We start from the raw sequence: 21,287 nt of genomic DNA, 5'->3' as shown, positions 1-21,287 counted from the left end.
CCCTACGGGAGTTCTTACCGTACCGGCGAACGCGGGCGGCCCGGACGGCCGGGTCCCGCGGGTGAGGAATGGGGAGGAGAGCTTCATGACGGCATTCGTGCTGGTGTCGGGCACCTACACCGGGGGCTGGGTGTGGCGGGAAGTGGCCGCCCGTCTGCAGGAGTCGGGGGCCGAGGTGCACTCGGTGACGCTCACCGGCATGGGCGACCGCCGTCACCTGGCGGGGCCCGGTACGGACCTGGAGACGCACGTCCAGGACGTGGTGCAGCTGATCGACCACGTCGAGGCTCCGGATGTGGTGATCGTCGGTCACTGCTACGGCATCCACCCGGTGCTCGGCGCCGCCGACCGGCGCCCGGAGCGGATTTCCCGGATCGTCTACCTGAACGCGGGCATGCCCGAGGACGGCGACCCGGCCCTCAAGTCGGTGACGGACCAAGTGGTCCGCGACCTGCTGCTGAAGCCGGAAGGCGGGCGGGGAGAGGCCGGCGACGACTGGCTGCTCCCCTCGCCGGCGCCCGACGAGTGGCAGCGGTGGGGCGGCGTCGCCGACCTGTCCGCCGACGCGCTGGAGCGGCTGACCAGCCTTGCCGCACCACAACCGAGGGCCACGCTCACCCAGCCGCTCCGGCTGTCGGGCGCGGTCGCCGGTCTGCCGACGACCGGTGTCCTGTGCACCGCCAACGGTGCGAGCATCGCCCTGGTCGAGTCCCTGGTGGGCTTCGGTGATCCCCGTCTGCAGTCCCTCGTCGACCCCCGGGTGACGTTCTTCGAACTCGACGCCGGGCACTGGCCGATGCTCTCCTGCCCCGACGAGCTGGCCGCGGTGCTGCTCCGGGCCGCCGCGGGAGAGGGCCACCGGCTCACCGCCAAGGAGGACAGGCCGCCCGCACAGCCGTTCCCCGTCGACGTACCGGAACGGCCTCGCGAGCGGGTGGGACGGGTCGACCTCTATCTGCCCGATGCCGACGAGCCGCGTCCCGCGGTGGTGTTCGTCCACGGCGGGCCGGTTCCCGCCGGTGTGGAGCCCACGCCCCGGGACTGGCCGGCCTTCCTCGGCTACGGACGGTACGCGGCCTCCTTGGGCGCGGTCGGCGTGACGGTGGACCACCGCCTGCACGACCTCGCCGACTACCCGACCGCCGCCGAGGACGTCGCCGCGGCGATCGAGCTCGTACGGGCCGATCCGCGCGTCGACGGGGATCGCATCGCGCTGTGGTTCTTCTCCGGCGGCGGCCCGTTGTCGGCGGACTGGCTCGCGGAGCCCCCGGGGTGGCTGCGGTGCGTGGCGGCGACCTATCCCGTCCTCGCGCCGCTGCCGGGCTGGGGCGTGGTGGGGCCCCGGTTCCGCCCGGCGGTCGCGGTGCGCACGGCGGGCCGGTTGCCGATCGTGCTGACCCGGGTGGGGCTGGAGCAGCCGGCACTCGCGGCGACGGTCGAGGAGTTCGTGGCGGCCGCCGAGGAGTGCCAGGCCGCCGTCGAGGTGATCGACGCGCCGCTGGCCCACCACGGGTTCGAGACGATGGACCCGCCCGAGCACGTGCGCGACGCCGTGCAGCACGCGATGCGTTCCGTGCTGGGGCACCTGCGGGGCTGAGCCCCGGGAGGGGGGCGAGCGACGGGACGCCGGGCCACGGGGTGTCGGCCGCGGTCGATGCCGACGGGGGTGCGTCGGTGCGGGCCGGACTCAGTGCGTGGCGGGCGTGTGGCCGGCGGCAACGCTCTCGCGGGTGAGCGCCAGGGTGTTCTGCAGCGCCACCAGGTAGCCGGCGCGCATGCGCTCGGCCTGCAGCTCGCCCTCCTCGCTCTCGTCGAGGTCGACGGCGGCGCTGAAGGTGAGGGTGAGGCCGGTCTCGTCCTCACCGATGTCGTTGTGGATCAGCCAGGTGGCGCGCTCGTCGTGGCGGGAAAAACTGACCCGCCACTTCGGGTGGAAGACCACCTCCTCCCGCACCCGCTCGCCGTGCATGACCACGTCCCGCACCAGTCCGCCGGGCGTGCGCTCCACGACGGTGCACTCCTCTATGGCGGGCACGAACGGCACGGCGTTCTGTGCCTTGCGCAGCAGTCCGGCCCACACGTCGTCGCGGTCCAGGCGCACCTGGTCCGTCCGGCCGGGGTCGTTGACGGGAACGGTCGCAGCGATGGTTCGCATGGCTTCCTCCTGGAACACCGATTACTTGTACGGCCAATTAAATGCCTGATGCCCCATCACCGCAAGCCTCAGCTGGTAGATGACGGTTCTGATGGAAGAATCCTTGCGCCTACAATGACTGCATGTCCGCCACTCATGACACCGTCAGCCACGCCCTGGCCCGCGTCGCCCGCCTGCACCGCGCCGCCGCCGGGCAGCTACTGCGCCGCCTGGGCCTGCACCCGGGACAGGAGCTGCTGATGATGCAGCTGTGGGACCACGGCCCGCAGCCGCAGAGCCAGTTGATCGACCTGCTCGGGCTGGACGCGTCGACCGTGACGCGCATGGTCCAGCGGCTGGAGCAGGCGGGCTTCGTCCGCCGACGCCGCAGCGACGACGACCGCCGCGCGGTCGTCGTCGAACCCACCGCCGCCGCGCAAGCACTGCACGAGCAGGTCGTCCAGGCTTGGCAGCAGTTGGAGGACCTCACCCTGCACGGCCTCGACGAGCCGGAGCGGGCCGCCGTCGCCAAGCTGCTGGGCAGAATCGAGAACAACCTCGGCCGCCAGGAGTGACCTTCGGGAACGAACCGGTCATATCGCTTGATGCACACCTTCGAGTGAAATCTGGCGGTTGAACGTCCTTCGTGTGCTCTTCTGGAAGGAAGCCACGGGGACGTGGCCCGCTTCCGGGAGGAAGGGGGGTGCCGGTCCGATGCGGGTGTTCATCGCGGGGATCGACGGATATCTCGGCTGGCCGCTGGCTCAGCACCTCGCCGCGCGGGGGCACGAGCCGGCCGGGGCCGACGCCCTGTTGCGGCGGGCGTGGGTCGCCGAGATGGGCTCGGACAGCGCCGTTCCCATCGCTTCCGTCGACGAACGGCGCACGGCGTTCCGCGACCACTTCGGCGTGCCGTTGCCCTTCTCCGCCGTGAACGTGCGGGACCACACCGCCGTGGGCCGGCTGCTGCGGGACTTCGCGCCGGACGTCGTGGTGCATCTGGCCGAGTGTCCGTCCGCGCCGTACTCGATGATCGATTTCCGGCACGCGGACTTCGTGCAGGGCAACAATGTCTCGGGGACCTTGAGCCTGTTGTTCGCGATGCGCGAGCACTGCCCCGACGCGCACCTGGTCAAGCTCGGCAGCATGGGCGAGTACGGCACGCCCGACGTGGACATCCCCGAGGGCTTCTTCGAGGTGGAGTTCCGCGGCCGTCGCGACGTGATGCCGTTCCCGCGGCAGGCGGGCTCCTGGTACCACTGGAGCAAGGTCTTCGACTCGCAGAACGTCGCGTTCGCCTGCCGGTTGTGGGGGCTGCGGGCCACCGACGTGATGCAAGGGGTCGTCTACGGCAGCTGGTGCCCCGAGGACCCTCGGCTCAACAGCCGGCTCGACTTCGACGAGGCGTTCGGCACCGCGGTGCACCGTTTCTGCTGCCAGGCGGTAACCGGCCGCCCGATCACGCCCTACGGCTCCGGAGCCCAGCGCCGTGGCCTGCTGTCCCTGGCCGACGCGCTGCAGTGCCTCACCCTGGCGCTGGAGAACCCGCCCGCCGCCGGGGAGTACCGCGTCTTCAACCAGCTGCGCGAGGTCCTGTCCGTGGGGCGGCTCGCCGAGCTCGTACGAGGCGCCGCGCACCGCCTGGGCATCGAGGCACACGTGAGGGCCGTCGACAATCCGCGGGCCGAGGCGGAGCAGCACCACTACCACCCGGACCACGAGAAGTTGCCCGCACTGGGCTTCCGTCCCTCCGCGCCCATCGAGGACGAACTGCAGCGCCTCCTCCGCGACCTGCTGCCGTACGCCGACCGGATCGCGGACCACGCCGGCAGCCTCCCGCCGACCGTCCGCTGGCGGCCGCCGCCGGTGCCGGTGCCGGCGTCCACCGCCACGTCCACGCCACCGGCAGCCGCCGGCGTGCGGAACCCACCCGACAAAGGAAAAGGCCATGAGCGAGACACTGCACCAGGTCATGCTGACCGCGGCCGCGGACCCGGCCGCCCTGCACGCACTGCGTGACGACCCCGCCGCCCTGGCCGATCGCTTCGGCCTCTCCGGCGACGTACGGGAGCGGCTGGCCGGCGCGGAGCACCTGGTGCCGCGCGATGCGCGCGGCGAGTACATCACCATCACACTGCACACCATCACCATCACCGCAGGCCATGGCCTGTGAGGACGGCCGCGCCCGCGATCAGCGTGGTGCTGCCCGCGCGTGACGAGGGCGAGAGGGTCGGGGCGACCGTCGCCTCGGCCCTCGGCGCGGCCGCCGAGCCCGACGGCATCGAGACGGTCGTCGTGGACGACTGTTCGTCGGCCGACGGCCGGCCGAGGGTCGCCGCCGGTGCGGACCGGCGCCGGACCCGGATCGTCCGCTCGGAGCAGCACCTCGGCGTGGGCGCAGCGCGCAACCTGGCCGCCCGGCACGCCCACGGCCGCATCCTGTTCATCACCGATGCGCACACGCGCTTCTCCGACGGCTGGGACCACGAAGTGCGGCGGCTCGTCGCCCCGGCCCGCATCCTGTCCGTCACCGTCCGGGACCGGGCGTCGGCCTGGCGGGGTCACGGCTGCCGCCTCGTCGTCCCGCACATGGGCACGCGCTGGAACACCGCTCCCCCGGCGGCCGGCGCCCCCGCCCACGTCCAGATCGCCTCCTCGGCCGGAACGGTCCTCCTGCGCGCGCTGTTCGAGCGTCTCGGCGGCTACGACGAGGGCATGGTGCACTACGGGGGCTTCGAGCCGGAGTTCAGCGTCCGGGCGTGGCGGGCCGGCGCGGAGATCGTGCACACCACCACGGTCGAGGTCACGCACCGCTTCAAACCGGAGGCGGAGTGCACCGCGTTCCTCGCCACGGCCCGCACCGCCATGGTCCACAACTGCCTGCGCTTCGGGACCGCCCACCTCCCCGAATCGATGATCCTGGAGATGGTGCGCCTCCACGCCCTGGAATACCCGGACCACATCCGCGAGGCCCTGGTCATGCTCGAACAGCGCGACGCCTGGCGCCGCCGGGCCGAGCTCGCCCGCTCGCTCCCGCACGGCTTCGCCTCGTTCGTACGGCGCTTCGCGCTGCTGGACCAGATCGGACGGCCCGTCCCGGAGGTCTGAGCCGGTGGCACGCGAACGGCCCCGCGACGCCCGGCGATGCCGGGGCCACGGGGCCGGTGGGTGGGGCCGGTCGGCGGTCAGCCGACCGACCGGACGCCCGGCTCGTCGTCAGACCGCGAACCAGACCCGCTCGATGCGCTCCTCGCCCACCTCGTAGAGGGCCACGGCGGTGCGCACCTCGTCGCCCATGAAGCCGGTCACCCGCTCCTGGTCGATGACGATGCGGCCGTGCGTGACGCGCGAGACCAGTTCGGCGTGCAGGTCCGGGCTGGAGGCGAAGAGCTTGCCGTAGCGCTCGCGGAAGGCAGGGCCCGAGCGGTCAGTGAGGACCTCGCCCGAGGGGAAGGCGTGGACGGGTACGTCGTCGACGTAGTAGCCGAGGAACTTCTCAAGGTCGCCCGCGTTGTAGGCCGCGAGCTGGCCGTCGACGATCTCCTCCGGAGACATGGGGAACTCCTTTCCTCACCCGGCCGGCACGAGCGTGCGGCGGGTACGTGTGCGGATGACGAGCAGCGAGCCGGCCAGCGCGATGCCGCCCACGACATGGGCCAGGCCGAGCAGCAGCAGGCCGGGCTTCAGCTCCAGCAGGAGGCCGACGAGCTGCTCACCGACGCCGAACACCAGACCGAGGTAGAAGATCATACTGGCCCTGATCTGGCCGAGCCGTGCGGCGGGCGCCGGTTCGAGGATCCGTGCGTTGGTGAAGTGGATCCAGTAGGCGTTGACGAAGGTCAGCACCACGTAGAGGGCCATGTGCACGGGGAAGGACCCGTGCCCGGCCAGCACGCCGGCCACGCCGGAGGCCGTCAGCACCCCGGCGAAGACGAGCGCCCAGCGCGTCGCCCGCTCGCGGTTGCGCAGCAGCGGGGCCGTCAGCCAGAAGGCGAGCCCGTAGAAGAACCACGCCCCGGAGAAGGCCATCCCGGTCGGCACCAGGTCCTGGGCCTCGGCGATCACGCTGGCGTAGACCATCATGCCGGACAGGCTCACCAGGAACGCGATCTGGATGAGGTTCCACGGCCACAGCTCGGGCAGCCAGTAGCTGCGCACGGCGTCGACGCCGCGGCCGAGGACGTTGCGCCATTCGAAGCCGAACTCGCCCTCGCCCTCCTCCGGCCTGGCCATCAGCAGCGCGATCACCACGATCGCGGTGACGATGTCGAACAGCAGCGCCACGACGAGGGTGTGCGACGTCCACGCCGGCACCGCCGCGCAGATGACGGCGGCGAACACCATGGCTCCCTGCGGCGAGGTCACCATCTGCAGCACCGCGCCCTGGGCGCTGGACCCGGAGGCGTCGGCGAGCAGCCGGTAGGCCAGCACCGAGCTCGCGCCCACGAGCGCGAACCGCAGTGCCGTCCACACCAGGACGAAGTCGGGACCGGCCGTGCCGAGCCACGTCATCAGCAGGAACACCACCGCCAGCGCCAGCTGCGCGCCCTGCAGCAGCGCGAACTTGCGGCCGATGCGGCCCCGGTCGGCCCAGACGCCGACGAGCAGTGCACCCACCACGCCGAGCACCTGCCGCTCCATGCCCAGCAGGCCCACCAGTCCGTCGGACTGCGTCTGCGCCGAGAAGCTGGGGACGAGCAGCAGCCACAGGACCGTCGACCCGAGTGAACTGAGCAGGATCGTCGAGAAGATCGCTCGCATGTCACAGCCCCAGGGTGGTGAGGCCGTCGGCGAGCAGCGCCGGGAGGGGGACGCTCACGCCGAAGCGGTCACGGACGGCGTGGGCGATCCGCAGCGCTGTCAGCGAATCGAGGTGGACCGCGGCGGCGTCGCCGCCCAGCGGGTCCGCATCGTCCGCGCCGTCCGGGCCGGCACCCGCCGATGCATCGGCCAGGATCCCCGCGACCAGGCCGCGCAGGGCCGCCGCGTCGATCCGCTCGATCCCCTCGACGCGCGCCGGGCGCGGGTTGCCGCGGTCGTAGCCGTCCGGCTCCCGGTCGGCCGCCGGGGGCAGCCGGTCCAGCAGCTCCGCCATGCCGGGGCCGTCCCAGCGCTCCCCCAGGAGGTCGGCGAGGACCGCCCGGTAGATCTCGGAGACCGTGCGGACGGCGTCGTGGCCGAGCACGTGCGCGGCGGCGTTGAAGTTGACGCGCATCCGGCGGGTGAACAGGTCGGCGTTGAAGGTCACGAGCAGGGCGAAGTCGGCGTGCTCGAACCACTTCAGGTCGCCGATCACCTGTCCGCCGCCGTCCCCCAGCTGGTCGGAGTAGGCGGTGAAGTTGACGAAGTTGAACGCCGTCTCCACCAGCCGCCGCCCGCCCGTGGCCTCCTGGATGGAGGCGTAGGAGTAGCGGCGGTGCGGCAGGTGCTCGTGACCGGCCCGGTTGACCGCGCCGATCAGTTCGTCCCAGGCGCCGTCGGCCGTGGCGCGCAGCGGCACGATGTTCAGGAACAGGCCCACCATGCGGTCGGCCTCCAGGTGCTCCGGGCGGCCGTGGCCGAAGACGCCGGTCGTCACGTCGGAGGTGCGGGTGATGAGCGACAGGGCCCGGAAGTGCGCGGCGAGGCACAGGTGCTTGACCGACACCCCGTGGCGCGCGGCGATCTCGGTCAGGCGGTCGTAGCGCTCCTCCTCCAGCAGCAGCTCCGCCTCCGCCCAGCGGCTCGCCGGTTCGGGCAGCCGGGGCAGCTTGGTGTACCCGGCGCCCGCCAGCAGGGCCGTCCAGTAGTCACGGGACGCGGTGTCCTGCTGTGCCGCCAGGTCGAGGCGTACGTAGTCGCGGTAGGCGAGCGGGGCCGGGGCGGGCTCGGTGCGCGGCTCGCCGGCCAGGGTGCGGCGGTAGTCCTCCAGCAGGCGGGCCATGAGGCCGGAGAAGCTCCAGCCGTCGATGATCGCGTGGTGGAAGCTGACCGAGAGGTAGAAGGAGTCCTGGCCCGCCCGGTGGGCGAAGAAGCGCATCTGGGTGGGTGCGCTCCACTGGAAGCCGGTGCTCTTCTCCGCCTCGAACCACTCGTCGACCAGGGCGGTCCGCTGTGTCTCGCCGAGGTGCGAGATGTCGTGCACCTTGAGGTCGACCCGGCCGCGGGCGTGGACCAGCTGCAGCGGCCGGCTGTAGCCGCCCAGTGCGAAGGAGGTCCGGAGGATCTCGTGGCCGTCCGCGTCGACCATGTCCGTGAGCAGGCCGGTCAGGACGTCCTGGTCGAGGGGGAGGTCGATGCGGTAGCGGATGAGGTCGTGGAAGACGGCCTGGGCGGGGTCGGCGTCGGTGTGGAAGACCATGCCGAGCTGCAGCTGGGTGGCGGGGTAGGCGTCGACGACGTCCGCCGGCAGCAGTGCGCGGTCCTCGGCGTCCAGCAGGTCGAACGGCTCGCCGGCGACCGCCGTGCGGTCCTCGGCGGTGGCCACCAGCCCCTGGTCGGCCAGGGCGCGGATGGTCTGCACCCGGAACAGTTCGTGCAGGGGCACCTCGAAGCCGTTGCGGCGCAGCGCGCCGACGAGCCGGATGCCCTGGAGGGAGTCGCCGCCCAGGTCGTAGTAGGGGTCGTCGATGCCGACCCGTTCGACGCCCAGCACCTCCTGCCAGACGGCGGCCAGCCGGGCCTCGGTGGCGTCGCGGGGTGCGGTGTACGCGCGGTCGGTGCCGCCCGGCCGGTCCTCGGGGTCGGGCAGGGCCCGGCGGTCGGTCTTTCCGTTGATCGTCAGGGGCCAGCGTTCGACCTCGACGAGGAAGCTGGGCACCATGTAGCCGGGCAGCCGGTCGGCGAGGTGGGCGCGCAGGAGCGTGCCGTCGATCTGCTCGCCGGGCTGGGGCACGTAGTAGCCGACCAGTGCCTTTCCGCCGGTGCGCCGGGTGAAGGCGACGACGAGCGCGGAGTCGACCTGCGGGTGTGCGGCCAGGGCGGATTCGATGTCGCCGGTCTCGATGCGGTAGCCCTGGATCTTGACCTGGGCGTCGCCGCGGCCGAGGTACTCCACCTCGCCGCCGGGCAGTCGCCGGGCCAGGTCGCCGGAGCGGTAGGCGCGGGTCGTGCCGTGGCCCAGGTCGAGTTCGACGAACCGCTTGGCGTTCTCCTCGGGCCGGTTGAGGTAGCCGAGGGCGACGCCGCCGCCGGTGACCGCGATCTCGCCGGGGGTGCCGAGCGGCACGGGGCGGCCGAGGTCGTCGACGAGGTACAGGCCGAGGTCCGGGATGGGCTCGCCGATCATGCTGCCCGGGGCGCGGGTGTCGGCGGCGCGCACGGGACGGTAGGTGACGTGCACGGTGGTCTCGGTGATGCCGTACATGTTGACCAGCTCGGGGCGCCGGTCGCCGAAGTGGTCGAACCAGTCGGCCAGGGAGGCGAAGTCCAGGGCCTCGCCGCCGAAGACGACGTAGCGCAGGGAGACGTCGTCGGGGCCCGTGCGGTCCATCAGGGCCTGCTTGATCTGGCCGAAGGCGGACGGCGTCTGGTTGAGCACGGTGACGCGTTCGGCGACGACCAGGTCGGCGAAGTCCTCGACGGAGCGGCTGACCCAGTACGGGACGACGACGAGGTGGCCGCCGTACAGCAGCGCGCCCCACAGCTCCCAGACGGAGAAGTCGAAGGCGAAGGAGTGGAAGAGGGTCCAGGTGTCCTGGTCGGAGAAGCCGTACCAGTGCTCGGTCTCGCCGAACAGGCGCAGCACGTTGCCGTGGGTCACCAGCACGCCCTTGGGCTTGCCGGTGGAGCCGGAGGTGTAGATGACGTAGGCCGGGGAGTCGGCGGTCAGGCCGTGGCCCGGGCCGTGGTCGGCGCCGTCGCCGGTGAGGGCGTCGAGTGCGGCCGGGGTGCCGGTGAGGGTCTCCCGCTCGGGGAAGAGGGCGCACACCTCGGCGGTGGCGATGACCAGCCGGACGCCGGCGTCCTCGACGGTGGTGCGGATGCGGTCCTCGGGGTAGCCGGGGTCGATCGGTACGTAGACGGCGCCGGCCTTGAGGGTGGCGAGGATGCTGACGACCATCTCCACCTCGCGCTCCAGGGCGAGGGCGACAAGGTCTCCGGGGCGGATGCCGGTGGCGGCGAGGTGGTGGGCGAGGGCGTTGGCGCGGCGGTCGAGCTCGCGGTAGGTCAATCGCCGGCCGTCGCAGGAGACGGCGGTGGCGTCGCCGTGCTTGTGGGCCATGGCCTCGAAGCGGTCGACGAGGTTGCGGCTGCCGTCGAGGTCGGGCGCGGTGAGGCGGGCGACGGCGGGCAGCAGTTCGGCGCGTTCGCCGGCCGACAGGGGGTCGGTGTCCGCCCAGGGCTGTTCGCCCGTGTCGGCGAGTGCGTGGAAGCAGGCGAGGTAGTAGCCGAGGTAGCGGTCGATCTGGTCGGCGGTGAACTGGCCGGGGTCGTAGCCGATGCGGTATTCCCAGCCGCCGGCGTAGGCGTTGGAGCCCACGTAGACGACGAGGGGGGCGTTGGTCTGCTCGAAGTACTCCACGGCGCCGACGGCCGGCTCGTCCTGCCGGGCGCCGCCCTGCTGGTGGACGTGGAAGTTGGTGAAGTTGAACAGGACGTCGAAGGCGGGGCCGCCGTGCAGCTTCTGGATGGCGGGCAGCGGGTACCAGCGGTGGGGCTGGAGCCGCTGTTCGAGCTCGAAGCAGCGCTCGGCGAGCCGCCGCCAGCTCTGCCCGGTGTCCAGCTCCAGCCGGAAGGGCAGGGTGTTGAGGAACATGCCCAGGGCGTGTTCGGCGCCGTCCACCTCGGGCCGGCCGTTGGCGACGAGTCCGGTGGTCACGTCGCGCTGGTTGGCGATCAGGGACTGGACGCGCAGGTGGGCGGCGAGGAAGACGCTCTTGAGGGGGACGGACCATTCCTGGGACCGGCGGCGCAGGGTCTCCAGCAGCTGCGGGTCCAGCTCGCGGGCGCTGACCACGACCTCGGCGCCCACCGCGTGGCCGCGGGTGCCGGTGCCGAGCCGGGGGACTTCGGTGATCTGGGCGCCGTCCAGTTCGGCCGCCCAGAACGCCCGCTGCTGCGGGTCCTCCTCGGCGGCGCGCTCCAGGTCGGCGTAGAGCTTCTGGAGGGGGACGACGGGGCCGGTGGCGGGGGTGCGGCCGTGCAGGTGGTCGCCGTAGGCGCGGACCCACTCCTCGACGAGGGTGGCCACGCTCCAGCCGTCGAGGATGGCGTGGTGGAAGCTCAGGCCGAGGACGACGCGCCGGGGGCCGGTGATGAAGAACCGCAGGCGGTAGGCGGGGGCGGTGGCCGGGTCGACGGGGGTGTGCTTCTCCTGCTCGGCCCAGGCGTCGACGACGGCCGCCGGGTCGGGCGCGGCGAGCAGGTCGACGACCTCCACGGGCAGCGGCGGGGCGTCCTCGACGACCATGTGGGGCTGTTCGAAGGAGGCGATGTCGAAGCGTGCGCGCAGGACGGGGTGTCGCTCGGCCAGCTGCCGCCAGGCCGCGATCAGGGCGTCGGGCTCGGCGCGGGGGACGTCCACGTGGTAGCGGAAGATGTCGTGGTAGACGGGCACGTCGGTGTCGACGCTGCTGTGGTAGATCATGCCCTGCTGCAGGGCGGAGGCGGGCCAGGAGCGGGCGTCGTCCGCCGGGGGCGCGGCGGCCGGCGGGTTGTCGGCGCGGCGCACCACGGCCGCCAGGTCGGTCAGCCGCTGGTGGGCGAAGACGTCGCCGACGGTGACCTCGTATCCGGCCTGGCGCAGTGCGGCCACGACGCGGATGCCGATGATGGAGTCGCCGCCGAGGGCGAAGAAGCTGTCGTGGGCGCCGACCCGCGTCACCCCGAGGGCGTCCTGCCACACGGCGGCGAGCAGGCGCTCGACGTCGGTGGCGGGCTCGACGTGTTCCTGTCCGTCGTCCTGCTTCTCCGGCCGCGGCAGCGCGGACACGTCGCGCTTGCCGTTGTGGTTGGTGGGGATGGCGGGGACGGTGATGACGAACTGGGGGACCATGTACGAGGGCAGCTCGGCGGCCAGCGCGGCGCGCAGGGCGTGCTCGTCGAAGTCCGGGCCGGCCACCACGTAGGCGCACAGGGCCTTCTCGCCGCGGTCACCGGCGACGGCGGCCACGGCGCACTCGACGACGCCGGTGAAGCCGCCGGCGAGGTGCTCGATCTCGCCCAGTTCGATGCGGTAGCCGCGGATCTTCACCTGGGTGTCGAGGCGGCCGAGGTATTCGATGACGCCGCCGGGGAGCCAGCGGGCCAGGTCTCCGGTGCGGTAGATGCGGCCGAAGCCCTCGGGGCCGGCCACGAACCGTTCGGCCGTGAGTTCGGGGGCGTGCAGGTAGCCGCGGGCCAGGCCGACGCCGGCGATGCACAGCTCGCCGGGCACGCCGAGGGGGGCGAGGTCGCCGCCGCGGGTGCGGACGATCAGCTTGATGTTGTCGATGGGGCGGCCGATGGGCACCGAGCGGGTGGAGTCCACGGCGTCGCAGTCGAAGTAGCTGACGTCCACGGCCGCTTCGGTGGGCCCGTAGAGGTTGACGAGCAGGGCCTTCGGCAGGGAGGTGTGGAAGAGCTCGACGTGGCTGACGGCCAGGGCCTCGCCGCTGGCGAACACCCGGCGCAGCGAGCCGAGCTTGCCGGCCGTGCCGGACGCCTGGGTGTAGGTGAGGAAGGCGTGCAGCATGCTGGGGACGAAGTGCATGGTGGTGGCGCCGCTGTCCGCCACCCGCTCGGCGATCCGCTCGGGGTCCTTCTCGGCCCCGTTGGGCAGGGTGGCGACGGACGCGCCGGCCAGGGACCACCAGAAGATCTCCCACACCGACACGTCGAAGGTGAAGGGCGTCTTGTGCAGGATGACGTCGTCCGCGCCGAGGGGGTAGCCGCGCTGCATCCACCACAGCCGGTTGACGATGGCGCGGTGCTCGACGACCACGCCCTTGGGGCGGCCGGTGGAGCCGGAGGTGTAGATGACGTAGCAGGCGTCGTCGGGGCCGGTGACGGGGTCGAGGTCGCCGTCCTCGTCGGACAGGTTGGCGGGGTCGTCCACGTCGAGCGTCGTGCGGGAGCCGAGGACGGGCGCGGTCCGGGCGGTGGCGAGCACCAGCTGGGTGCCGCTGTGGTCGAGGAGGTACTCGATGCGGTTGTCGGGCAGCGTGGGGTCGATCGGCAGGTAGGCGCCGCCCGCCTTGAGCACGGCGTAGATGGCGGTGAGCATGGCCGCGGAGCGGGGGATGCAGACGCCGACGATGCTGCCGGCGGTCACGCCGCGCTCGCGCAGGGTGCGGGCGAGCCGGTTGGCGTCCGCGTTGAGCCGGGCGTAGGTCGTGCCCTGCCCGTCGGCGACCGCGATGCGGTCGCCGTGCTCGCGGGCCCGCTCCTCCAGGAAGGAGTGCAGCAGCCGGCCGTCGGGGAACTCGGCTGCCGTGTCGTTGAACGCGCCGGTGATCAGGTCGAGTTCGGCGGCGCTGGGGGCGCGCAGTGCGTCCGTCGTCGTGGCCGGGTCGGTGGTGACGGTGTGCAGCAGGGTGCGGTAGGCGTCGAGGAGCCGGTGCGCGGTGGCGTCGGTGAACAGCGTCGGGTCGTAGCGCAGTGCGAGGCGGGCGGTGGGCCCGGTGGTGAGCGAGAACAGCAGGGGCGTGCCGGCGCGGTCCGCGTCCTCGGGGCCGAGGTCGCCGTCGACGGCGACCATGAAGTCGGTCGGCCGGCAGTCGGCGCGGTCCAGGACGAACCACACGGGCACGTCGAGGTGGGCCGCCGCCTGGACGTAGCCCGCGCGGACGGTGCCGAGGAGCTGCTTGGCCTGGGCGCCGGCCGGGACGGCCACCTCGACGGGGATCGCCCGGTTGGGTGAGCCGAAGGCCGGCGGCGGGGCGGGCAGGAAGACCACGACGTCGTCGCGGTCGGTGGTCCGGGCCGCAAGCAGCGCCAGCACGGTGGCGGCGACGGTGCGCAGGAGCACCGGGTCGCCGGAGGTGATGCGGGCGAGCGCGGCCGTGGTGGCCGGGTCGAGGTCGGTGCCGCTCACGCGGTGGTCGCCGGCGTCGGGGCGCAGGTGGTCGCGGATGACCTGGACCGGCTCGGTCCAGGTCTGCCGGCGGGCGTCCCAGAATTCCTGCTGGGCCGGGTGGTTGCGGAGTGCCTGCTGGGCCTGCAGTGCGCTAGTCATCGGGTCCTTCTAGAAAGAGAAATCGGCGTAAGCGGGGGTGACCGCGTCCTGGGACGCCGAAGGGCCGAACAAGGGGGTGTGCGGGGAGGCGTCGAGGTCGTCGATCAGCTCGGCCACACGGTGGAGCAGATATTCCGCCGAGGATGCGGCGAACAGGGCGGTGCTGTATTCGAGTTCGAGCACCGTCCCGTCGGGGCGCTGGTATGCCTGGAGGTTCAGGTCGAACCGGCAGGAACCGGCGTGCAGGAGATGGACGTCGACCCGCAGGCCGTCGCGGGCGAAGGTGTGGAAGTCGATGTTCTGCAGGGCGAAGAAGGCGTCCAGCAGCGGGAGCCGGGAGGTGTCCCGGGGCAGTCCCAGCCGTCCGACGACCCGCTCGAAGGGACATGCCTGGTGTTCCAGGGCTTCCTGGTGCCCCCGGTGTGTGACGGCCAGCAGGTCGGCGAGGGTCGCCGGTTCCGCGACGGTCAGGCGCAGGGCCGCGGTGTTGACGAACATGCCCACGACCGGTTCGAGGTCGGGGTGGACGCGGCCGCTCATGGGACTGCCGACGACGACGTCGTGCTGCCCGGAGAGCTGCATCAGGGCGGCGCTGTACGCGCTGAGGAGGACGGTGAACGGGGTGGTGCCCTCGCGGTCCGCGATCCGGCCGACCGCGGCGTTCCGCTCGGGTGTCAGGGCGAGCCGCAGCACGGCACCCGTTTCGGCGCGGACGGCCGGGCGGGGATGGTCGGTGGGCAGTTCCAGGCGGGGCGGGTCGGCGAGGGTGGTCAGCCAGTAGCGCTCGTCCGCCTCGAAGGAGCCGTCCGCGAGCCGGTCGGCGAACCACTGCGAGGCGTCGGCGTACCCCCACTTGGTCTCCGGCAGCGGGGTGCCGGAGAGCAGTTCGGTCAGCTCTTCCGCGACGATCCGCAGGGACACCCCGTCGAAGACGATGTGGTGGACGTCGAGGTAGAGCCGGTGGTGCGTGTCGTCGACGCGCACGAGCAGGGCGCGCAGCAAGGGGGCGCGCTCCAGGTCGAAGGGGCGTACGAACGTCTCCAGTACGGCCCGGTCGTCGCCGTGGGCGAGGGCGTCCGACGTGGTGAGCTGCACCGTCGCGCCGGGGGCCGGCTGCTGCCGCACGCCCTCGGGTGTGGTGACGAAGCGGGTGCGCAGGGCGTCGTGGCGGCGCACCAGCTCGGCCAGGGCGCCGCGGACCGCCGTGGCGCTCAGCGGACCGTGGACGTCGAGGCGGAGGGGGATGTTGTAGGCGACCGATGCTGCGGCGACCTGGGCGTGGGTGTGCAGGCCGTGCTGCTGCGGGTGCAGGGCCGAGGGCACGCCGGCGGGCACCGGGGTGACGTGCGGGAGGCTGCGGGCGGGGGCGGCCTGGGCCGCCCGTCGCACGGCGTCCGCCATGGCCGCCAGGGTGCGGTGCTCGAACACCTCGGAGAAGGAGAGCTGGACCCCGTCGCGTACGGCCAGCCGTCCGATCAGCGCGCCGACGGCCAGGGAGTTGCCGCCGAGGGCGAAGAAGTCGTCGTCGGGGCCGAGGCCACGGCCCTTCAGGCGGAGCACCGCGTCCCAGAGGCCGGCGAGTTCCCGCTGGCCGGCGGGGAGGTGGTCCCGGTCCGGGGCGTCGGCGGAGGCCGGGCCGGCGGGGCCGGGTGCGGGCAGTGCCGCCTTGTCGACCTTTCCGTTGGCGTTGAGCGGCAGGCGCTCCAGCACGACGAGTCGCTCTGGCCGCAGGTAGTCGGGCAGCCGCTCGGCGAGGGCGGCGTCGACGTCGTGCGCCCGGACGCCGTCGGCGAGCACGGCGTAGCCGAGCAGGTGCTTGCCCGCCTCGTCGGAGGCGACGACCACGCAGGCGTCGAGGACGCCGGGGCAGGCCATCAGGACCGCCTCGACCTCCTTGACCTCGACGCGGTGACCGCGGATCTTGACCTGGTCGTCGATCCTGCCGTGGAAGTGGACCAGCCCTTCGGCGTCCAGGCTGACGCGGTCGCCGGTGCGGTAGTAGCGCTCTCCGTCGATCGTGACGAAGCGCTCCTCCGTCAGCTGCGGATTGCCGAGGTAGCCGCGGGCCAGCCCGCTGCCGCCGGTGTACAGCTCGCCTGGCTCGCCGACGGGCACCGGCTCGCGCTGCTCGTCGAGGACGAGGACGGTCGTGCCCGCGAGCGGGCGGCCGATCGGGATGGCGCCCGGTTCGTCGGGCCGGACCTCATGGGTGGTGGTGAAGGTGGTGTTCTCGGTCGGCCCGTAGCCGTTGATGACGCGCAGCGCGGGGTGCGCCGCCCGCAGGGTGCGCACGTGGCGGGCCGACAGCACGTCACCGCCGACCACGACGGCGCCCAGCCGGGCGAAGACGTCGGGGTCGGCGTCGACGGTCTGGCTGAACAGCGGGGCGGTCATCCACATGACGGTGATGGCGTTGTCGTGCAGGACCTTCTTCAGTGCCGAGGGGACGAGCAGCGTCTCCTTGTCGGTCACGTACAGCGTCGCGCCGTTGAGCAGGCAGCCCCAGATCTCGAAGGTGGCCGCGTCGAACTCCAGGGCCCCGGTGAGCAGGAGGCGTTCGCGCTCGGAGAAGCGGAAGAAGCCGTTGTCCTTGACCAGCCGGACAATGCCGGCCTGCTCCACCAGCACGCCCTTGGGCCGCCCGGTGGAACCGGAGGTGAACATGACGTAGGCGAGAGGCGATCGCCACTCCTCGGCCCCTGCAGCGGCTGCAGGACCGGGGGCGGGGGCGGGGGCGGGTCCGGCCGGGGACCCGGCGGCGGCTCGGGCCCCCTCGGCGACGAGGGCGTCGGGCGTGACGAGGCACGTCCCGGCGGGCAGTGCGGGGGCGAGCGCCTCCTCCAGGCCGGGTGCGCACACCAGCAGGGAGGCGCCGCTGTCGCCGAGCATGTGGGCCAGGCGCTCGCCCGGGAACTCCGGGTTCACGGGCAGATAGGCGCCACCGGCCAGCACGATGGCCAGGGTGCACACGATCGCGTCGGCCGAACGCGGGAAGGCCATGGCCACCGGCGTCTCCCGGCCCACGCCCCGCGCGACGAGCCCGGCCGCCAGCCGGCCCGCACGTTCGTGGAGTTCGCGGTAGGTCAGCCGGATGCCGCCGTCGACCACCGCGAGGGCGTCGGGGCGGCGTTCGGCCTGTTCCTTGAAGAGGTCTTCGATCAGGGGATGGTGTCGATGGTGCGGCGAAGACGCCGTGATCATGCGGAAGGACCTTTCCCGTCACGCGCCGTACGAGCGCGTGCCGACGCGACCGGGGATCGCCCGGCCGTCGGTGTGGTGGTGCGGGTACTGATGGGGAATGTCGAAAAATCGGGCATCGCAACGCGCGCTTTCCCAGGACGGGGTAACGGGTGGAAAGCAACGCGGGTACGAGCGGGTGAACACGCCGGGATATCGGCGTCGCGGCGTGTCCGGTAGCGCGTGCGGCTGTTCCTACTCGGTGAGTGACCGGCTACAGCAAATCACGGCGCACGGTACGCAATTGTTTCTGCAACAAGAACTGTGTGACAACGGCTTACGAGCCCCCTCTGTCGCCCTGAAGTCGCAATCAACCTAGCAGGCACACCACTTCGCGCAATGTGACCATGACCACACGGATTGTGCATCTGAAACGCCGAGGTCAGAGGCACAATCCGCGGCTGGTCGCGGGGTGAACTCCACACACCGAAAACCCTACTCGCCGGTAAATGCACGCTACTGCCGAGTAATTCGCCGGCCACTCGCAGAATTCCCTTGATGTTCACGGAGACTGAGTACGGCGAGCGCGCTCGCTTCGTTGCACGGTGCCGAGTTGACACCCCGACTCCCCGGCTTCGCGATCGTGGCCCGAGGTCGGGTCGCGACAGTGGCCGACCGCGCCCGTACGGGCGGAGCGGGCGTACAGCCATGACGTGGCCGAGCGAGCGGCGATCCGTGCCGGCGGGCCGGGCCGGCCCCCTCCGGAGGCAGTGGCCCGACGGCAGCGACCCGGAGGCGGCGGCCCGGGAGCAGCGGCGGTCCACACGGAAGCGGCGCCCCCTCCCCCGACCGTCACCAATGACCCGGAACAGCCGAATCCGGGCAATAGCCGAAAGGTTGCACCGTCAGATATCTCGATCGAATAGAGGAGTGATTGCGTCGGCATCACGATCCAGCCAATGGCAAAAAAACGTCGATCTTTCGGTCAACGCACGGCATAGTTGCTTCCGCACCACCATTGATCTGCACACGACGATTTTCCCGTGACCACCCATGGGTGGAACTCCCCCGCGGGAAACGTCGTCCTCGTCCCAGAAGAAGGCTGTTCCATGCGCCGCACCACTCTCCGCCGTACCGCCGTCGCCGCGACCGCGGTCTCGCTGGCTCTGCTCGTCAGCGCCTGTGGTTCCAAGAAGGAAGACTCGTCGGCGAAGGACCAGCCGAAGGCCAAGGCGTCGTCGGCCGCGCCCGCCGCCGACGGGAAGGCGCTGTCGAAGGCCGAGCTGGACAAGCTCGTGCTGACCCAGGCCGACCTCCAGGGCCACAAGGTCGCCGAGGCGACCGAGGCGGACCTCGCCGCCACCAAGAGCGTCAGCAGCGACAAGGCCGAGTGCAAGCCGCTCGTCGACGCCATGATGATGCACGGTGCCGGCACGCCCGCCGCGACCGCGACGCGCAAGATCGCGGCGGTCCCCCAGGCTCCGGCCGCGGACGCTTCGGCCGAGGAGAAGATGAAGGCCGGCCTCGGCGCCCTGAGCGCGACCGTCACGGCCGACACCCTGGGCACGCACGACGGCCAGGGCGCCACGGAGGCCGTCGCGGGCCTGAAGAAGGCCGGCACCGCCTGCGCCGGCGGCTTCACCCTGACGGCGGGCGGCGAGAAGACGAAGATCACCAAGGTCGAGCCCGCCTCCTACACCGCGGGCGACGAGGCCGTCGCCTTCACCCTGACCGTGGACCTGGAGGGTCAGTCGGGCACGGCGCACATGGTGGCCGTCCGCAAGGGCACCACGGTCGCCACCTTCTACTCCCAGAGCCTGGCCGGCAAGGCGGAGCAGCCGAAGGCCGTGATCGACGCCCAGATGAAGAAGCTCGGCTGAATCCACGTCTGACGCCGGACCCGGCTGCGCGTCCGGTCCCTGATGTGCGCCGTCGGCCTCCGGTCCCTTCCCGTGGGGACCGGAGGCCGACGGCGTCCGCACGGTGACCGCTCTGCACCCGGAGACAGGCGGGTGCGGCCCCCGGGTGCAGGCCCGGCGGGCCGGGCGGACCATGGAACCCGGACGGGGGCGTGGACCTGGAGGTGGACGTGGCGGCGAAGCGGGCGCACGACGTGCGCGTGGGCAGGGTCTACGAGCCGGCCGGGACCGCGGAGGGCTGCCGCGTGCTGGTCGACCGCATCTGGCCGCGCGGGCTGAGCAAGGAATCCGCCGCCCTCGACGAGTGGTGCAAGGACGTCGCGCCCTCGACCGAGTTGCGCAGGTGGTACGGCCACGACCCGGAGAAGTTCCCCGAGTTCAGCCGTCGCTACCGTGCCGAGCTGCACGACGACGCCGTGCACGCGGAGGCCCTGCTCCATCTTCGCTCCGTCGCGGAACGCCGTCCCCTCACGCTCCTGACCGCCACCAAGGACTGCGACATCAGCGCCGCAGCCGTCCTCCGGACGGAGCTCGAACGGCGCTGACCCACCGGGCCGCAGGCCGCCCTCACCCGCCGTACAGCGCCTGGGAATCGCCCAGGACGCCCGCGAAGTCGGCGGCCAGCCGGCACGCGTCGGCGGGCGGCAGCCCGGCCGTGGAGATCCTCACCCCCGGTGCGGTCCCGATGCGGAAGCGCGCTCCGGCCGCGACCCACCAGCCGTGCGTCCGCAGTCCGTTCACCACGGCCGACTCGTCCCGTACGGGCACCCAGACGTTCATGCCGCTCGCCCCGTGCGCAGGAATGCCGCGCCGGCCGAGCTCGCCGGCCAGGGCCCGGCGCCGCTCGTCGTACGCCTCCTGCGCCCGCCGGACCAGCGCCTGCACGCCCGTGTCCGTCAGCAGGCCCAGCACCGTCTCCTGCAGCAGGTGGCTCACCCAGCCGGAGGTGAGCAGCATGCGCCCGTCGTGCCGGGCCAGCGTCGTCGCGTCGCACGCGGCCGCCGCCCATCGCAGGTCCGGGCCCAGGTATTTCGTCACGGTCGCGACGTGCGCCCAGCGTGTGAGCCCGTCCCCGCCACCGCTCCCGCTGCCCTGCGTGAGGGAGTGGAGAGGGGCCGCGGCGATGCGTCCGGCGTGGTCGTTCTCGATCACCAGCACGTCGGGGGCCTCGCGCAGGACCTCGACGAGCGCGTCACGGCGGGCGGCGGAGAAGCATCCGCCGTAGGGGTTCTGCGCCCGCGGGCTGCAGACGACGGCCCGCACTCCCGCCCGCAGCGCGGCGCGCAACGCCTCGGGACGCATGCCCTCGTCGTCGACCTCGACCGCTACGGTGCGCAGCCCCAACGCCGTGATGAGATCGAGCAGATGGTGGTAGCCGGGGTCCTCCGTGGCGACCGCGTCGCCGGGGCCCAGCTCGATGGAGAGCAGCCGTCCGATCAGGTCCAGCGCCCCGTGCGCGAACGTCACGTGCTCCACCGGCACGCCCTCTCCGCCCAGCCACTGCCGTACGGCCTCCTCCAGGCGCGGCAGCCGGGGCGACGAGCGGTGGGAGCGGGCGCCGGGCGACAGGCCGGCGGGCGGCAGCAGGTCCGGCAGGAACGCCGGATCGGGGTGGCCGCCGGCCAGGTCGCACAGGCCGTCGGGGACCTTGGGCGGGCGGCGGGACGCCACGGCGGGGGCGGGCGCCACGACCGTTCCGCCGCGGCCGCGCGTGTTCACGATGCCGCGCCGCCGCAACTCCTGGTAGGCCGTCGCGACGGTGCCGGGGCTGACCCCGAGCTCCTCGGCGAGCCTGCGGACGGGCGGCAGCGCCGCCCCTGACTCCAAGGCACCCTCCCGCACGGCCCGTTCGACCGACGCGGAAATGGTCTTGGCTGTCGTACCTGCGATCCCATATTGTGTTGCCACGTAGTCAATTATG

Annotated in this window: 13 protein-coding genes; 7 read left to right on the top strand and 6 right to left on the bottom strand. The window is 72.4% G+C overall.

Translation table 11 applies throughout. From position 1 onward, the window contains the following. The first annotated feature begins 85 nt into the window (after window positions 1-85). Entirely contained in the window at window positions 86-1,597 is a 1,512-nt protein-coding gene (locus LE181_RS07650; protein WP_225660419.1) for an alpha/beta fold hydrolase, read from the top strand. A gap of 90 nt (window positions 1,598-1,687) precedes the next feature. Here the strand turns inward: LE181_RS07650 and LE181_RS07645 are convergent, their stop codons facing one another. Next, window positions 1,688-2,155: an SRPBCC family protein gene (locus LE181_RS07645; RefSeq protein ID WP_225660418.1), complete on the bottom strand. Its 468-nt coding sequence runs from the start codon at window positions 2,153-2,155 to the stop codon at window positions 1,688-1,690. A 122-nt stretch (window positions 2,156-2,277) separates the two neighbouring features. On the opposite strand from LE181_RS07645, the gene LE181_RS07640 reads away from it, so the two are divergent. From LE181_RS07640 to LE181_RS07625, 4 genes are all read left to right on the top strand, one after another. Continuing rightward, on the top strand, window positions 2,278-2,709 hold the full coding sequence (locus LE181_RS07640; RefSeq protein ID WP_225660416.1) for a MarR family winged helix-turn-helix transcriptional regulator: 432 nt from the start codon (window positions 2,278-2,280) through the stop codon (window positions 2,707-2,709). Between the two features lie 139 nt (window positions 2,710-2,848). Further along, window positions 2,849-4,153 carry an NAD-dependent epimerase/dehydratase family protein gene (locus LE181_RS07635; RefSeq protein WP_225660415.1) on the top strand — a complete coding sequence of 435 codons (1,305 nt, stop codon included), beginning with the start codon at window positions 2,849-2,851 and terminating at the stop codon, window positions 4,151-4,153. After that, the gene (locus LE181_RS07630) at window positions 4,083-4,307 is read left to right on the top strand and encodes a hypothetical protein (RefSeq protein WP_225660414.1); all 225 of its coding nucleotides are present in this window, start codon (window positions 4,083-4,085) and stop codon (window positions 4,305-4,307) included. The genes LE181_RS07635 and LE181_RS07630 overlap by 71 nt, the downstream gene beginning before the upstream one ends. After that, the gene (locus LE181_RS07625) at window positions 4,304-5,242 is read left to right on the top strand and encodes a glycosyltransferase family 2 protein (RefSeq protein WP_225660413.1); all 939 of its coding nucleotides are present in this window, start codon (window positions 4,304-4,306) and stop codon (window positions 5,240-5,242) included. The genes LE181_RS07630 and LE181_RS07625 overlap by 4 nt, the downstream gene beginning before the upstream one ends. Window positions 5,243-5,350: 108 nt before the next feature. Here LE181_RS07625 and LE181_RS07620 read toward each other — a convergent pair whose 3' ends face one another. From LE181_RS07620 to LE181_RS07605, 4 genes are read right to left on the bottom strand one after another with little or no spacing between them, the layout of a single operon-like run. Then, window positions 5,351-5,689, bottom strand: coding sequence for a nuclear transport factor 2 family protein (locus LE181_RS07620; RefSeq protein ID WP_225660412.1), 339 nt, complete (start codon window positions 5,687-5,689; stop codon window positions 5,351-5,353). Between the two features lie 15 nt (window positions 5,690-5,704). After that, window positions 5,705-6,895 (bottom strand): MFS transporter, encoded by a 1,191-nt coding sequence (locus LE181_RS07615; protein WP_225660411.1) that lies wholly within the window; start codon window positions 6,893-6,895, stop codon window positions 5,705-5,707. A 1-nt stretch (window position 6,896) separates the two neighbouring features. Then, window positions 6,897-14,270 carry a non-ribosomal peptide synthetase gene (locus tag LE181_RS07610; RefSeq protein ID WP_225660410.1) on the bottom strand — a complete coding sequence of 2,458 codons (7,374 nt, stop codon included), beginning with the start codon at window positions 14,268-14,270 and terminating at the stop codon, window positions 6,897-6,899. A 9-nt stretch (window positions 14,271-14,279) separates the two neighbouring features. Next, a complete protein-coding gene (locus LE181_RS07605; protein WP_225660408.1) occupies window positions 14,280-17,471 on the bottom strand; it encodes a non-ribosomal peptide synthetase in 3,192 nt (1,063 codons plus the stop codon). 1,085 nt (window positions 17,472-18,556) lie between these two features. Between LE181_RS07605 and LE181_RS07600 the strand changes: the two genes are divergently transcribed. Both LE181_RS07600 and LE181_RS07595 read left to right on the top strand, forming a co-directional pair. Next, window positions 18,557-19,327: a hypothetical protein gene (locus tag LE181_RS07600; protein ID WP_225660407.1), complete on the top strand. Its 771-nt coding sequence runs from the start codon at window positions 18,557-18,559 to the stop codon at window positions 19,325-19,327. A gap of 191 nt (window positions 19,328-19,518) precedes the next feature. Then, window positions 19,519-19,911, top strand: a complete 393-nt coding sequence (locus LE181_RS07595) for a DUF488 domain-containing protein (protein ID WP_372458280.1) — start codon at window positions 19,519-19,521, stop codon at window positions 19,909-19,911. A 22-nt stretch (window positions 19,912-19,933) separates the two neighbouring features. Here LE181_RS07595 and LE181_RS07590 read toward each other — a convergent pair whose 3' ends face one another. After that, window positions 19,934-21,274, bottom strand: a complete 1,341-nt coding sequence (locus tag LE181_RS07590; protein ID WP_225660406.1) for an aminotransferase class I/II-fold pyridoxal phosphate-dependent enzyme — start codon at window positions 21,272-21,274, stop codon at window positions 19,934-19,936. Window positions 21,275-21,287: the final 13 nt, after the last annotated feature.

Source organism: Streptomyces sichuanensis, from assembly GCF_020328095.1.
Lineage (GTDB): Bacteria > Actinomycetota > Actinomycetes > Streptomycetales > Streptomycetaceae > Streptomyces > Streptomyces cinnamoneus.
The sequence above is the reverse complement of the archived record's forward strand: the minus strand, read 5'-3'. Positions and strand labels throughout refer to the sequence as shown.

Excerpts from the sequence above, each read along its gene's own strand:
- LE181_RS07650 (WP_225660419.1), top strand. The coding sequence starts at position 86 with ATGACGGCATTCGTGCTGGTGTCGGGCACCTACACCGGGGGCTGGGTG.
- LE181_RS07645 (WP_225660418.1), bottom strand. The coding sequence starts at position 2,155 with ATGCGAACCATCGCTGCGACCGTTCCCGTCAACGACCCCGGCCGGACG.
- LE181_RS07640 (WP_225660416.1), top strand. The coding sequence starts at position 2,278 with ATGTCCGCCACTCATGACACCGTCAGCCACGCCCTGGCCCGCGTCGCC.
- LE181_RS07635 (WP_225660415.1), top strand. The coding sequence starts at position 2,849 with ATGCGGGTGTTCATCGCGGGGATCGACGGATATCTCGGCTGGCCGCTG.
- LE181_RS07630 (WP_225660414.1), top strand. The coding sequence starts at position 4,083 with ATGAGCGAGACACTGCACCAGGTCATGCTGACCGCGGCCGCGGACCCG.
- LE181_RS07620 (WP_225660412.1), bottom strand. The coding sequence starts at position 5,689 with ATGTCTCCGGAGGAGATCGTCGACGGCCAGCTCGCGGCCTACAACGCG.
- LE181_RS07615 (WP_225660411.1), bottom strand. The coding sequence starts at position 6,895 with ATGCGAGCGATCTTCTCGACGATCCTGCTCAGTTCACTCGGGTCGACG.
- LE181_RS07610 (WP_225660410.1), bottom strand. The coding sequence starts at position 14,270 with ATGACTAGCGCACTGCAGGCCCAGCAGGCACTCCGCAACCACCCGGCC.
- LE181_RS07605 (WP_225660408.1), bottom strand. The coding sequence starts at position 17,471 with ATGATCACGGCGTCTTCGCCGCACCATCGACACCATCCCCTGATCGAA.
- LE181_RS07600 (WP_225660407.1), top strand. The coding sequence starts at position 18,557 with ATGCGCCGCACCACTCTCCGCCGTACCGCCGTCGCCGCGACCGCGGTC.